Raw genomic sequence first — 13,040 nt, 5'->3', positions numbered from 1 at the left:
ATAGCGGTCAGGGTATCGGCGTGCTCACCCTGAGGAGCTCGACTTGGCCGACGAACGCTTCCGCGTCGTGGCGCTCTTCGCCGCCGTCTTCTTGGCGGGCTTGGCGGCGGCCTTCTTCTTGCCGCCGCCCGAGGCGACCTTCTCGCGGCGTTCGGCGAGCAGCTCGGCGGCGCGCTGGATCGTGATCGACTCGACCTCGTCGCCCTTGCGCAGCGACGCGTTCGTCTCACCGTCGGTCACGTACGGGCCGAACCGGCCCTCCTTGACCACCACGGGCTTGCCGCTGGCCGGGTCGTCGCCGAGCTCGCGGAGCGGCGCGGCGGCCGCGGCGCGCCCGCGTCCACGGGCCTTGGGCTGGGCGAACAGCTCCTTGGCCTGCTCGAGGGTGACCGTGAACAGGTCGTCCTCGGAGCCGAGCGACCGGCTGTCGGTGCCCCGCTTGATGTACGGGCCGAAACGTCCGTTCTGCGCGGTGACGGGCTCGCCCTCGAGCTCGCCGAGGGTGCGCGGCAGCGACAGCAGCTTCAGCGCGTCCTCGAGCGTGATCGTGTCGAGCGCCATCGTCTTGAACAGCGACGACGTACGCGGCTTCGGCGCCTCCGCGGCCTTCTTGGGGCGCTTCTTCTTCTCGCCCTCCGCGGCGGGGGCCGGAGCCGGGGGCTCCGGGATGATCTCGGTGACGTACGGCCCGAACCGTCCCGACTTGGCGACGATCGTGTGGCCGGTCTCCGGGTCGGCGCCGAGCTCGCGGTCGCCGGACGGCTGCGCGAACAGCTCCTCGGCCTTCTCCGCGGTCAGCTCGTCGGGCGCGATGTCCTCGGGGATGTTGACGCGCGCGCCGTCCCGGTCCAGGTAGGGCCCGTAGCGGCCGACCCGGATCATGATGTCGGTGCCCCGGATCGGGAAGGACGAGATGCCCTTGGCGTCGATGTCGCCGATGTCGCCGACGAGGTCCTTCAGGCCCTCGCTGCCCTGGTCGCCGTCCCCGAAGTAGAACCGGGTGAGCCAGCGGACGCGCTCGGCCTCGCCGCGCGCGATCTCGTCGAGACCGTCCTCCATGTGCGCGGTGAAGTCGTAGTCGACCAGGTTGCCGAAGTGCTGCTCCAGCAGGTTGACCACGGCGAACGCCAGGAAGGACGGCACCAGCGCCGTGCCCTTCTTGAACACGTAGCCGCGGTCGAGGATCGTCCCGATGATCGAGGCGTAGGTGGACGGCCGCCCGATCTCGCGGTCCTCCAGCTCCTTGACCAGCGACGCCTCGGTGTAGCGGGCGGGCGGACGGGTCGAGTGGCCCTCGGCGGCCAGGGCCAGGGCCGACAGCGGGTCGCCCTGGGCGAGCGCCGGCAGGCGTCGCTCCTGGTCGTCGCGGTCGGTGGACGGGTCGTCCGCGCCCTCGACGTAGGCCTTCAGGAAGCCGTGGAACGTGATCGTCTTGCCGGTCGTGCCGAACTCGGCGACCTCGTTCGCGGTGGACGTGCCCGTGACCCGCACCGACACCGACTGGCCCGCCGCGTCCTTCATCTGGGACGCGATCGTGCGCTTCCAGATCAGCTCGTACAGCCGGAACTGGTCGCCGGACAGACCGGTCTCACCCGGCGTGCGGAAACTCTCACCGGCCGGGCGGATCGCCTCGTGCGCCTCCTGCGCGTTCTTCACCTTCGAGGTGTAGACGCGCGGACGGTCCGGGACGTACTCGCCGCCGAACAGCGTCGCGGCCTGCCGCCGGGCGGCGCTGATCGCGGTCTCGGACAGCGTGATCGAGTCGGTTCGCATATAGGTGATGAAGCCGTTCTCGTACAGCTTCTGCGCGACCGACATCGTGTACTTGGCGGAGAACCCCAGCTTGCGGCTGGCCTCCTGCTGCAGCGTCGTCGTCCGGAACGGCGGGTACGGCTTGCGCGTGTACGGCTTGGACTCGACGGACTTGACCTCGAAGGGCCGTCCGGTGAGCCGTCCCGCCAGGCCGCGCGCGTTCGTCTCGTCCAGGTGCAGGACGTCGCGGGTCTTCAGCCTGCCGTCGGACGCGAAGTCGCGGCCCTGCGCGACGCGCTTGCCGTCGACGGCGACCAGCCCGGCCTTGAACACGTGCGGATCGGCGGGCCCGCCGGTGTCGAACTCGGCCTGGATGTCCCAGTAGTGCGCGGGGACGAACGCGATGCGCTCCCGCTCCCGCTCGACGACCAGCCGCGTCGCCACGGACTGCACCCGGCCCGCCGACAGCTTCGGCATGACCTTCTTCCACAGGACCGGGCTGACCTCGTAGCCGTACAGCCGGTCGAGGATGCGCCGGGTCTCCTGGGCGTCCACGAGGCGCAGGTTCAGCTCGCGCGGGTTCGCCGCGGCCTGCCGGATCGCGTCCTTGGTGATCTCGTTGAAGGTCATCCGGTGCACGGGGACCTTCGGCTTCAGCACCTCCTGGAGGTGCCAGGCGATCGCCTCGCCCTCCCGGTCCTCGTCCGTCGCGAGGAAGAGCTCGTCGGCCTCTTCCAGGAGCTTCTTGAGCTTGGCGACCTGTGTCCGCTTGTCGGCATTGACCACGTACAAGGGCTCGAAGTCGTGATCGACGTTCACGCCGAGCTTGGCCCAGGACTCGCCCTTGTACCTGGCGGGCACCTCGGAGGCGCTCCCGGGCAGGTCCCGGATATGGCCGATACTGGACTCCACGACGTAGCCACGGCCCAGGTACCCGGCGATCGTCTTCGCCTTCGCAGGCGACTCGACGATCACCAGGCGGGTGCCACCATCGGCCCCGGACCGGCCACCCTTCGCAGTGCCGTTCTTGGCTGGCACAGTCGCTCCAACCTCGCTGTCTGGTCTCTTCTCACCGCCGTTGCGACGGCTTCGCCACAACGCTTCCCGACGACGCTTCCATGCCGGAGGGACCCCGCCGCTCATTCCCGCCCGGGAAACCCCCGCCACCCCACGGCCGCCGTGAAACTCCCACAGGATGACACGTCACCGCCGGGGCTGCGGACAAGGGCCGCCACCGAAGCCGTCACCGGCGGGCCGTCCTCCGGACACCGTCGGGTCATAATGAGGGCAATGGTGGAGTACACCTACCTCGTCCTTCGACTGCCGCGCGGCACCACCCGTGACACCGCCCGGCAGATCCTCACCGAGCGCGCCGAACACGGCGGCTGGGAGCTCGACCGGCTGCGCCTCTACCCCGACGGTAGCCGCCGGATCCAGCTGCGTCGCAAGATCATTCGCCAGGTGCGCACCCTGTAGCCTTCCGACCGACCCTTGTTTCCGCAGGTCAGACGGCTCACATTCGGACGCCGCACCCTTTGAGCCCCTCTGCGCACTCCGTCCGGAGCGTAGCACTAAGTACGAATCCTTTGACGCCCGGTAATCATAATCGCGTCCGCCCCCGTTCATCGCGTCTCCCGCGCCCGCTCTCCCGTTCGGCACGCCATCGGCGAGCACGTCTCCCTACCCGGACGAGTCTCTCCGCGTATCGGGACGACAAAACCGTCCGCGTTCGACCTCACTCTCCATCCGGGCATATCAACCCCACCCGGCGGCCAGTCCTTCCGGGCGAGGCGGGCCCGGACGGAAGAGGAGACGTTTGTTGAACAGGGCTTTGCCCGCCCCAGACCGCGCCTCCGGAACGGGCAAAGCGTCTGTGAGGTCCGGAGGCGGGCCGCTCGCCCGAGAGGCCGACCCTCGGGAAGCGGCCCGTCCGGACGCGGTCCTGGACGGGAGCCCCGGCCCCGTCCAGGACCGGTCAGGCCCGGCGGAAGAGGCGGACCCGGCGGCCCAGCGCCAGCGCGCCGGACAGCGCCGTCAGCACCGCGGCGGCGCCCAGGACCCAGGCCGAGTCCGAGTGCGTGCCGCTGGTGGCGGACTCCTCGGCGGCGGTCCTCTGGACGCGTCCCAGGTCCATGACGCGGCCGAGGCCGGCGCCCTGGGTCAGGTCCTTGACCGGGGCCTTGTCGGTCAGGCCGCCGACCTGCGGGGTGTGCAGGGTGCCGGACACCGGCAGCGCCACCGGAGCGGTGGGCAGTCCGCGGGTCAGCCCGCCGACCCGCGGAACGGCCGTCCCGGACGGAACGGCCGTCCCGGACGGCGCGGACGGCATGCGCGCGGCGCCCAGCGGCAGCCGCGCGGGCAGCTGACCCGTCTGGACGGGAAGCTGCGACAGCCCCGGGACGGACGGCACCGGAGCACCCGTGGCGCGGCGGCTCCGCGACAGCGGCGTCCCGAGCGAGGCCGGAGCGGCGGGCACCCGCGACAGCCCCGGAACCGCCGCCAGGCGCGACGCTCCCGGCAGCCTGGAGGCGAGCGGCAGGCCGGAGGCGAGCCCCGAGGTGAGCGGCAGGTCCGACTTCGCGGTCAGCCCCGAGATCAGCGGCACGTTGGAGACGAGCGGCAGGCCGTCCACCAGCGGGAGTCCGGGGGGAAGCGGCAGGCCCGACCTGGTCCGCAGCGCGGACGCGGCGGGCAGGCTCGAGGCGGGACGGATCCCCGGCGCGGTGGGCAGGCCCGACGTGGGACGGAGCCCGGACGCCGGCGGAAGGCCGGACAGGCCGCCCGTCAGCGGAAGCTTCGGCAGGCCGGACAGGGCCGAGCCCGGGGCGCCCGGCAGGACACCCGAGCCGAGGCCGCCGCCCTTGCCCAGCAGCCCCTTGCCCAGCAGGCCCTTGCCGAGGCCGCCCTTGAGGGCCTTGCCCAGCGGGCCGCCGTTCTGCACGCCGTGCGTGGGGACGGGACGGAGCGCGTCGGTGTTCCGCCGGGCGTACGGGGTGTAGCCGCCGCCGATGCCGTCCGCGCAACCGGGCTTGGTGTACGCGGCGACGGCGGCGTCGTTGCCGCAGACGTCGACCGGGGACGACGCCGGAGCGTTCGCCTGGTTGCCGACCCGGGTGTGCGCGCCCGAGCCGCGCGACCCGAACACCTTGAGGGTGCCGTGGCATCCGGCGGTCGCCTCGCCGAGGATGGCGACGGCGTTGCCGCAGACCGTCACGGGCGCGGTGATCGGCAGGTTCACCTGGTTCCCGGCCAGCACGCCGCCCTTCCCGGACGTGTGCTGGTCGCCGCCCGAACTGCTGCGGACGTGGGCGCCGCCCGCGCAGTGCGCGCCCGCCTGGCCGAGCAGGCCGACCGTGTTGCCGCAGATGCTGACCGGCGCGGAGATCGGCGCGTTCAGCTGGTTCCCGCCGAGGACGCTGCCGTCGCCGCTGGTCGTCTGCCGTCCGGATCCGTGGCCGCCGTTCCGGACGGACGCCCCGCCGTGGCACTTGGCGTCGGCGTTCCCGACGCTGTCGCCGCAGGCGCTGATCGGCAGGCTGATCGGGGCGTCCGCCTGGTTGCCGCCGCCCACGCTGCCGTTCCCGGACGTCCGCTGCCCGGTTCCGGTGCGGCCACCGTTCTTGACGACCGCGCCGCCCCTGCATCCGGCCGTGGCCTCGCCGAGGAGGCCGACCGCGTCACCGCAGACGTCGATCGGCGCGGAGATCGGCGCGTGGGCCTGGTTGCCCGCGAGGACGCCGCCCCTCCCGCTGGTCTTCTGCCCGTCCGCGCCACCGTTGCGGACGGACGCGCCGCCGACGCACCCCGCCTCCGCCTTCCCGAGGATCGCGATCGCGTTGCCGCACACGTCCACGGGGGCGGAGATCGGCGCGTTGATCTGGTTGCCGGAGCCGACGCCGCCGACACCGGACGTGCTCTGCCCACCGCCGTCCCGACCGCGCTCGCCGTGCCCGCCACCCTTGCCACCGTGACCGCCGTGGCCACCCTTGCCACCGTGACCGCCCTTGCCACCGTGACCGCCGTGGTGGTCCTTGCCTTCGTGGCCGCCCTGGTGGCCGTGTCCGCCGTCCGTGCCGTTGTGGACGGTCGCGCCGCCCTTGCAGCCCGCGTCCGCGACGCCGAGGATCGCCACGGCGTTGCCGCAGGCGTCGATCGGCGCGGAGACCGGCGCGTTGATCTGGTTGCCGCCGAGCACGCTGCCGGTTCCGTTGCTGGTGTCGGCCAGCGCCGCGTTGGGGATGACACTGGCGCCCAGTGCCACAAAGCTCGCCGTGAGGGCGGCGGCACGAGCGGTACCCATGGCCCACGTTCGCATGATGCTCCGTTTCGGGGATCTTCGTTGATGAAGTCGAACCGCGTCGCGCGTGATGCGAGGTGCGCGTGATGCGTCGCGGGTGGTGCGTCTCCCGGGGGACCGTCCGCCTGTCGTCGGGCCGTCGTCCGGTCCGCGGGTTCGGACCGGCGGGACGGGGCGTCCGCGGCCGCCGGGAGGGCAGGCGTGCGGAACACTCGTCCTGGCCGGACGGTCGGTGTCGGTTCCTTGGGATCTGTCGGGATCGGCGGCGTCCGGGCGGGCTCACGCCCACGTCGGGGACGCGTCGCTCGATCGGGGGGTGACGTGCCGCGCGCGGCGGCCACGTCCCGGCGCGGCCCGAGCCGCTCGGGCCGGGCGCCGGAGATCAGTGATCAGTCAGGGGCGAACGAGGGCTCGTCCGCCGCGCCGCGCACGGCCGGCGGGACCTCGTTCAGGACCCGGAGAAGCACCGCGCCCGGACGGCGGGGCGTCCAGGAACGGCGGAGGAGAACGCCGCCGAACCCGCCGAACAGGACGGGACCGGCCGCCGGCGCCGATGCCCCGGTGGCCTGCGCGGGAGCGGGGGCCACCGGCGTGACCGGCGTGTTCGCGCCACGATGAACCGTCCGCGTGACACTCCGGCGGACATGGGCGCGCGTGATCTTGAGGTCGGCACCGGCCGCCGTCCGTCGCGTGAGCGTGCTCGTGCGTGCGACGGCGTCCCCGGATCCGGCCGAAACCGTCCGGCCGAGACGTGCCGTCGTCAGCTCCTCAGCGCCCGGACGGGTGACGTCGACACCGGAGGTGCCGCGCTCCTCCGGAGGGTCCTGAGCAGGCGGAACGGACGGACGCGAGGCCGGCGTGACACTGAGCGCCGGGTGGCCGGGCAGCGGAACGGGCGTCCCGCCGCGCGGCGCGGTGGCGAGCGCCGCGGGGACCGGAGGCCGGTCCCCGAGCACCGCCGAGGCGCCCCGGACGATCCCGTCGGGGGCGTGCAGCAGGCCGCCGGGCGCGGCGGCCGCCGGAGCGACCGTCGTTCCCCGCGACGGCGCGGAGTCGGCGAAGGCCTGGGCGGCCCCGCCGATCAGCCAGCCCGCCGCGACGAGGCCGGCCAGCAGGAGGAGCCTGTGGACCGCCCGGTGGACGACCGCGCGGCGCAGCACGGCGGTGACCGCCGACGTCCGCGCCGCGATGTGGTCCACGAGCTCCTCCTGCCAGGGTCACCCCGTCCGCCACACGACTGCCGGACGGCGTCAAGAGCGGGTCAAGCCACTCTCTACGGAAGGTGACCGTAGCACCACGGAGCGCGCGGACGGAGGCATTTCCCGCCCTTCCGCAGGAATTCTCAGGAGCGATCAAGGAAGTCGTCGAGAACGCGCACGCCGAAGCGCAGTCCGTCGACCGGAACGCGCTCGTCGACACCATGGAACATTCCGGAAAAGTCCAATTCCGGGGGAAGTCGGAGCGGCGCGAAGCCGTAGCAGCGCATGCCGAGCCGCGCGAACGCCTTGGCGTCCGTCCCGCCGCTCAGGCAGTACGGGACGGGCAGGGCTCCCGGGTCCTCCGAGGTCAGGGCCGCCTCCATGGCCGCGACCAGGGCCCCCTCGTACTCGGTCTCGACGGCGTGGTCGTGATGCACGAATTCGCGGCGGACGTCCGGTCCGAGCAATTCGTCCACGGTCGCGAAGAAATCATCCTCGTAACCGGGAAGGAATCGCCCGTCCACCTGAGCGGTCGCGGCCTGCGGAATGACGTTCACCTTGTATCCGGCGTCCAGCCGGGTGGGATTCAGGGTGTGCCGCAGCGTCGCGCCGATCATCCGCGCCAGCGGCCCGATCTCCGTGAGGCACCGCTCCGGGTTCTCCGGGTCGAACTCCACCCCGTACGCCAGGCACGCCCGCTCCAGGAACGCCCGGACGGTCTTGGTGAGCCGGATCGGGAACTCGTGGCGTCCGAGGCGTCCGACGGCCTCCGCCACGGCCGTGACCGCGTTGTCCGGATGCACCATGGACCCGTGACCGGCCGTCCCCTCGGCGGTCAGCCGCATCCACGCGATGCCCTTCTCCGCCGTCTCGATCAGGTACATGCGCTTGTCACCGGGCACGGTCAGGCTGAACCCGCCGACCTCCCCGACCGCCTCGCTGCACCCCGCGAACAGCTCCGGATGCTCCTTGACCAGCCACTGCGCGCCCCACGTCCCGCCGGCCTCCTCGTCCGCGAGGAAGGCCAGCACCACGTCCCGCGGCGGCCGCCGCCCCTCCCGCAGCCGCTGCCGGACGACCGCGAGCATCATCGCGTCCATGTCCTTCATGTCCACGGCCCCGCGGCCCCAGACGCAGCCGTCCGCGATCTCCCCGCCGAACGGGTCGCGCGTCCAGTCCTCCGCCCGCGCCGGGACGACGTCGAGGTGCCCGTGGAGCAGCAGCGCGTCCCGGGACGGGTCCTCGCCCTCGATCCGCGCGACGACACTCGTCCGCCCGGGATGCGACTCGAACACCTGAGGCCGCAGACCGACCTCCTCGAGCTGCCCGACGACGTACTCCGCCGCCTCCCGCTCCCCCGGCCCCGAGTGATCACCCGGATTGCTCGTGTCGATCCGGATCAACTCCTGGCAGATCCGGACGACCTCGTCCTCGGCACCCGGCAGACCCACGACAACCACCCTCATCCGTCCTCGCGCCTACCCGACCATGGTGCCCCGTCGATCGACTTCGCCGCGACTCCCGACCTTTGGTACAGTGAAGCCCGCCGCTGCAGCCAAGAGCTGCGGCGCCACACCGGTCCGGGTGGCGGAATAGGCAGACGCGCTAGCTTGAGGTGCTAGTGCCCTTTACGGGGCATGGGGGTTCAAGTCCCCCCTCGGACACAGCAAGGCCCCATCAAGGGGTGTGGGCCCGATTCGGGCCGGTCGAAAGATCGGTTGGGATCGGGCCTTCTGCGTTGTCGGGTGTCGGCGAGCGTCCGGGTGGCGGCGTCGTGGGCGGTGGTCATGCGGCGAGTTCGGTGTGGAAGTCCCGGGCGTGCTGGACGGTGAGGACACGTTCGAGCCCGGTGACGTGAAGCAGTGCGGTGACCTGCGGGCCTGGGGCGGCCAGGCACAGGGTGACGCCGAGCCCGGCGGCACGGCGTTGGATGCCGGCCAGCACGGCCAGCCCTGTTACGTCGGCGGACGCCACCTCGCTCAGGTCGAGGATCAGCAGGCGGGCGCTGTGGCGCAACGCACTGATCAGGTGCTCGCGCAGCGCCGGGGCCGCGGCGGCGTCCAGGGCGCCCGACAACCCGACGATGGTGTGGCCGGGACGCCGGTAAGCGGGCATTCGCACCTCGTCGAGGCGTCGTGGGTCTGAGATGGTGAGGGCGGCCGGCAGGCCGGGGGTGTGCGGGTGGCCGGCGGGGTGGGACGCCGGTTCCATCGCGGCCTCGGCTTCGGCGCGGGCAGTGGAGACCGGGACGGTGAGCAGGTCGACGCGCCTTCCGTCAGCGTGGATCGCCGTGAGCAGCCCGGCGGGAAGGGAGTCGAACCAGCTCAGCCGCACCACCCGGGTGTCGGCCGGGCCGTCGATCCACAGCCGCCGTGGCCGGCCGTCCCAGTCGCCCACCCGGAGCAGGACGTGGGTGATGGGACTGTGGTCGTCGATGGGGCCGTGGTCCTGCAGGGCCAGGACCAGCGCCGGAAGCTCCGCGACGGGGTCGGCCGAGCGGGGCCACCAGGCGCCGTCGAGCGCCGTCCGCGGCGAGCCGGGAGAGGCCGCGGGGTGCAGCCGCAGCCGCAGGGTCGGGAGTGGCGCCTTGCTGATCATCGTGCGGCGTTCGGCGGCGATCCGCATGGCCGGCACCTTCTCTTGCGTTCGCCTGACACGGCGAGCCGACGTGACCGGACAATCTCAGACCGAGGATGTCGCCGTCGCCGGGAGATTTCACTTTACTCGGGAATTCATTAATTTCCGGAAATCTGGAAAATTATTTTCGCGGCGCTGCCGGGGTCGGCTGACCTGGGGCGAAGCGGGTGACGGAGGGTTTACAGCCCCCCGGGGGCGGAGGTACCCGATGATCCAGATGGCCGACATCCGGGAATGGCGCACGAGCGCCGTCCTCGACTCAGGCGGCCACAAAATCGGCACACTGGAGTCCGTCTACGTCGACACCAGCACCGACGACGTCCTACCCGCCCAGGACGAGGAGGTCGTCTTCCGGCACTACGGCCTGCGCTACGAGCCGGGCGCGGGCGGTGAGCGCCGGCTCGTCCGCCGCTGAACGCCCGGAACCCGACCGAAGGAGTGAGGGCGCGTGATGGTCTTCGTCCTCGTGGTGGTCATCGCCGCGCTGATACTGGGCATCGTCGGCATCCTCGTCCACGGCCTGTTCTCCCTGCTGGTCATCGGCGTCATCCTGCTCATCGCCGATCTGGCGTTCCTCGCCGTGCGCGCGACCAGGCGCGAACGACCGCTCCGCTGACACCCCCGCGAGCCTCGGCCCACCGGTCAGTTTCGGCTCTGGCAGGCATCGCCGGCGATTGAGCGCCTTGTGCGGGTGGTGGCGTCCCCTTTCTTACACAGATCACGTATGTGAGGGTCCGGTATCAACCGGCCCTCACTAGCTCTTTCCGGAGTTGGACATACGTGTGCATCGCGTGTGTTTTAGGTGTCAGGTGGGCGGGGTGGGGGTGGTTTACAGGCTGACAACACTGGGCTTCTTGTGGACAGCTCGGGCGATCGGCGAGCATGAGGGCCGCCTCGGGCAAAACGTCTGGCCACCGGTGGTCTCGTGGCCGCCGGCCTCCTGTTCGCTCCCCTCGTCGTCGCCCGCACCGTGCGTCGGTGGGTTCGCGGTCTGGATGACGGCCCAGGGCCGATCCCCTGGCTCCAGAGAACCGAAAGGGAACAGCATGAAGCTGCTCGGCAAGACCCTGACCGCGGCCGCCGCCGTGGCCGCGCTCGGTGGGAGCGTCCTCGCCACCGCGGGGCCCGCGTCCGCGGCCGCGCGTGACGGGAAGTGCGACACCGGCGAGTTCTGCCTGTACTACAACAGCGGTGAGAAGGGGTCGCTCTCCGACTTCACCGGGTCGGTCAGCAACTACGGTGCCAAGCAGCCGGGTTGCTACGACTTCAAGAGCGCCGGCGCGGGCAAGGGCAAGTGCGTCAAGAACTCCGCGGCCTCGGCCTGGAACCGCAGCAAGAAGACCGTGCGCGTCTACTTCAACAGCAGCTACGGCGGCCGGTACCAGGACTTCAAGCCGGGCGCGAAGGGCAACCTGAACTCCGGGCTGAAGAACCAGAACGCCTCGCACCTGTTCCTCGGCTCGACGAGCGGCGGGCAGACGCCGCGCAACGACTACGACCACAACGCGCGGGGCTTCGCGCAGAACAACTGCACGGCGTTCGCCGCCTACCGGATCGCGAGCCGGCTCGGGGTCCGCAGCTTCAACAACCACTGGAAGACGACCTGGGGCAACGCCGGCATGTGGGACAACGCCGCGCGCCGGGTCGGCGTGAAGGTCGACAAGACGCCGAAGGTCGGCGCGATCGCCGTCAACGACGTGCACAAGGTCGGCCACGTCGCCTACGTGAACAAGGTCTACGCGGACGGGTCGTTCGACGTCGAAGAGTACAACTGGAACACCCCGCTGCACTACGGCACGCGTCACCACCTGCGCGTGAGCAACGCCCAGTCGGCGTTCCAGTGGATGCTCCACTTCTGATCGCCTGAGCCCGGTTCCCCGTCGTGAAATGAGCGGCGCGGCGGGGGACCGTCAGTGTTCAGGTGAAGTACCCGGTTTGTTCCGGTTCGCTTCGCCAGGGCGGAACCGGTGCCCGTCAGGGTCGCCGACGGACGTCGTGGGACGTCCGGTGATCGCGTGACGGGCTCCGAGGTTCGCGCGCCTGGATGAGGTGGGCTGGTCGATGCGGATCAGAGGACTTTCGCTGCGCGTTTCGGTCGCGGGGGCGGCGCTGGCGGCCGGGGGCGGGCTCGCGATGGCGACGCCGGCGCAGGCCAAGCCGTCGTTCTGCGGGCACGACCAGCGCGCGACGCCGTACGCGCGCTACCTGTGCGCCAAGCCCGGCGACCTGCTGGACGTGCGGATCGGGGACGTCAAGCCGACGCAGCCGTCCCTCGGGTACGACGAGGTCTACTACAAGCTCGGGCGCTACACGCTGGGCAAGGACGCGGTCAACAAGAAGTTCGACGACTGGTGCGAGGCGGACGGGCGGGTCGCGGCGGCGAGCGTGAAGCCGGGGGCACGGCTGGACGATCCGTCCTCGTTCACCTGCCAGCTTCCGGTCGGGCGCGAGACGGCCGACAGCGTCGCGGCGATGAAGACGGTCGTCATCGGCCCGGGTGGACGCCCGTACCTGACGGACGGGCACCACACGCTGACGTCGTTCGCCGAGACGCCGGACGGCGGGCTCGACATGCACGTCCGGCTGCGGGTGCTGGGCAACCTCAGCACGCTGACCCGGAACCGGTTCTGGGCGGAGATGGCCTCGAACAAGTGGGACTACCTGCGGGACCCCGAGGGCCGTCCGGTCAAGGTGAACAAGCTGCCGGACAGCGTCGGCCTGTCGAACTTCCAGGACGACAAGTACCGCAGCCTCCTCTACTTCGGCCGCGACATCGGCTACACGCAGAACAGCGTCCCGTTCCAGGAGTTCTACTGGGGCGGCTGGGTCCGGGACGAGAAGCCGATCGACCTGTCCTCGTGGAACGCGAACGACCTGGCCAGCTACCTGGGGACCGTCAAGGCGCTGACGCGGAAGATGACGGCGCTGCCGAAGAGCACGGTGGTGGGTGACGGGTTCACGGCCGGGCAGCTCGGCGCGCTCGACCAGTGGAACGCCGGGGCGCCCGAGGGCAAGGGCGAGTTCGACAAGCTCGGCAAGCCCTACGACGCGTCCAAGCCCGGCAAGCTCGCCTACGCGCTGGAGTACAAGCGCGTGCACGGCCTGGGCTGACGCCCTGCCCGCGTTGCCCGGATCGGTGATGTCGGCCGATCCGG

Annotated in this window: 10 protein-coding genes and 1 tRNA gene; 6 read left to right on the top strand and 5 right to left on the bottom strand. The window is 71.5% G+C overall.

Translation table 11 applies throughout. The annotated features are described in order from the left end of the window. Positions 1-24: 24 nt before the first annotated feature. The gene (gene topA, locus EBO15_RS10150; RefSeq protein WP_122194088.1) at positions 25-2,790 is read right to left on the bottom strand and encodes a type I DNA topoisomerase; all 2,766 of its coding nucleotides are present in this window, start codon (positions 2,788-2,790) and stop codon (positions 25-27) included. A 252-nt stretch (positions 2,791-3,042) separates the two neighbouring features. Here topA and EBO15_RS10145 point away from each other — a divergent pair, with 252 nt between their 5' ends. Next, complete coding sequence (locus EBO15_RS10145; protein WP_122194087.1) at positions 3,043-3,228, top strand: DUF5703 family protein; 186 nt, start codon at positions 3,043-3,045, stop codon at positions 3,226-3,228. A gap of 499 nt (positions 3,229-3,727) precedes the next feature. On the opposite strand, the gene EBO15_RS10140 is transcribed toward EBO15_RS10145, so the two are convergent. The 3 genes from EBO15_RS10140 to EBO15_RS10130 all read right to left on the bottom strand — a co-directional run bounded on the left by EBO15_RS10140 (position 3,728) and on the right by EBO15_RS10130 (position 8,699). Continuing rightward, complete coding sequence (locus EBO15_RS10140) at positions 3,728-6,052, bottom strand: chaplin family protein (protein ID WP_158628175.1); 2,325 nt, start codon at positions 6,050-6,052, stop codon at positions 3,728-3,730. 386 nt (positions 6,053-6,438) lie between these two features. Beyond that, positions 6,439-7,248, bottom strand: a complete 810-nt coding sequence (locus EBO15_RS10135; RefSeq protein WP_122194085.1) for a hypothetical protein — start codon at positions 7,246-7,248, stop codon at positions 6,439-6,441. Between the two features lie 143 nt (positions 7,249-7,391). Further along, entirely contained in the window at positions 7,392-8,699 is a 1,308-nt protein-coding gene (locus EBO15_RS10130; protein WP_378240022.1) for a M20/M25/M40 family metallo-hydrolase, read from the bottom strand. Between the two features lie 127 nt (positions 8,700-8,826). Here EBO15_RS10130 and EBO15_RS10125 point away from each other — a divergent pair. Beyond that, positions 8,827-8,912, top strand: a tRNA-Leu gene (locus EBO15_RS10125). Between the two features lie 121 nt (positions 8,913-9,033). Here the strand turns inward: EBO15_RS10125 and EBO15_RS10120 are convergent. Continuing rightward, positions 9,034-9,873, bottom strand: coding sequence for an STAS domain-containing protein (locus EBO15_RS10120; RefSeq protein WP_122194083.1), 840 nt, complete (start codon positions 9,871-9,873; stop codon positions 9,034-9,036). Between the two features lie 220 nt (positions 9,874-10,093). Between EBO15_RS10120 and EBO15_RS10115 the strand changes: the two genes are divergently transcribed. The 4 genes from EBO15_RS10115 to EBO15_RS10105 all read left to right on the top strand — a co-directional run bounded on the left by EBO15_RS10115 (position 10,094) and on the right by EBO15_RS10105 (position 12,996). Then, entirely contained in the window at positions 10,094-10,300 is a 207-nt protein-coding gene (locus EBO15_RS10115) for a hypothetical protein (RefSeq protein ID WP_122194082.1), read from the top strand. A 33-nt stretch (positions 10,301-10,333) separates the two neighbouring features. Continuing rightward, on the top strand, positions 10,334-10,501 hold the full coding sequence (locus EBO15_RS44110; protein ID WP_158628174.1) for a hypothetical protein: 168 nt from the start codon (positions 10,334-10,336) through the stop codon (positions 10,499-10,501). 430 nt (positions 10,502-10,931) lie between these two features. Next, positions 10,932-11,744, top strand: coding sequence for a CHAP domain-containing protein (locus tag EBO15_RS10110; protein ID WP_122194081.1), 813 nt, complete (start codon positions 10,932-10,934; stop codon positions 11,742-11,744). A gap of 202 nt (positions 11,745-11,946) precedes the next feature. Next, entirely contained in the window at positions 11,947-12,996 is a 1,050-nt protein-coding gene (locus tag EBO15_RS10105) for a ParB/Srx family N-terminal domain-containing protein (RefSeq protein ID WP_122194171.1), read from the top strand. Positions 12,997-13,040: the final 44 nt, after the last annotated feature.

Source organism: Actinomadura harenae (assembly GCF_003696215.1).
Taxonomy (GTDB): domain Bacteria; phylum Actinomycetota; class Actinomycetes; order Streptosporangiales; family Streptosporangiaceae; genus Spirillospora; species Spirillospora harenae.
Note: the sequence above shows the minus strand (reverse complement) of the source record. Positions and strands in the feature narration are given on the sequence as shown.

Bases quoted from the DNA above. Each gene is read 5' to 3' on its own strand.
- EBO15_RS10145 (WP_122194087.1), top strand. From the start codon at position 3,043: ATGGTGGAGTACACCTACCTCGTCCTTCGACTGCCGCGCGGCACCACC.
- EBO15_RS10140 (WP_158628175.1), bottom strand. From the start codon at position 6,052: ATGGGTACCGCTCGTGCCGCCGCCCTCACGGCGAGCTTTGTGGCACTG.
- EBO15_RS10120 (WP_122194083.1), bottom strand. From the start codon at position 9,873: ATGCGGATCGCCGCCGAACGCCGCACGATGATCAGCAAGGCGCCACTC.
- EBO15_RS10115 (WP_122194082.1), top strand. From the start codon at position 10,094: ATGATCCAGATGGCCGACATCCGGGAATGGCGCACGAGCGCCGTCCTC.
- EBO15_RS10110 (WP_122194081.1), top strand. From the start codon at position 10,932: ATGAAGCTGCTCGGCAAGACCCTGACCGCGGCCGCCGCCGTGGCCGCG.
- EBO15_RS10105 (WP_122194171.1), top strand. From the start codon at position 11,947: ATGCGGATCAGAGGACTTTCGCTGCGCGTTTCGGTCGCGGGGGCGGCG.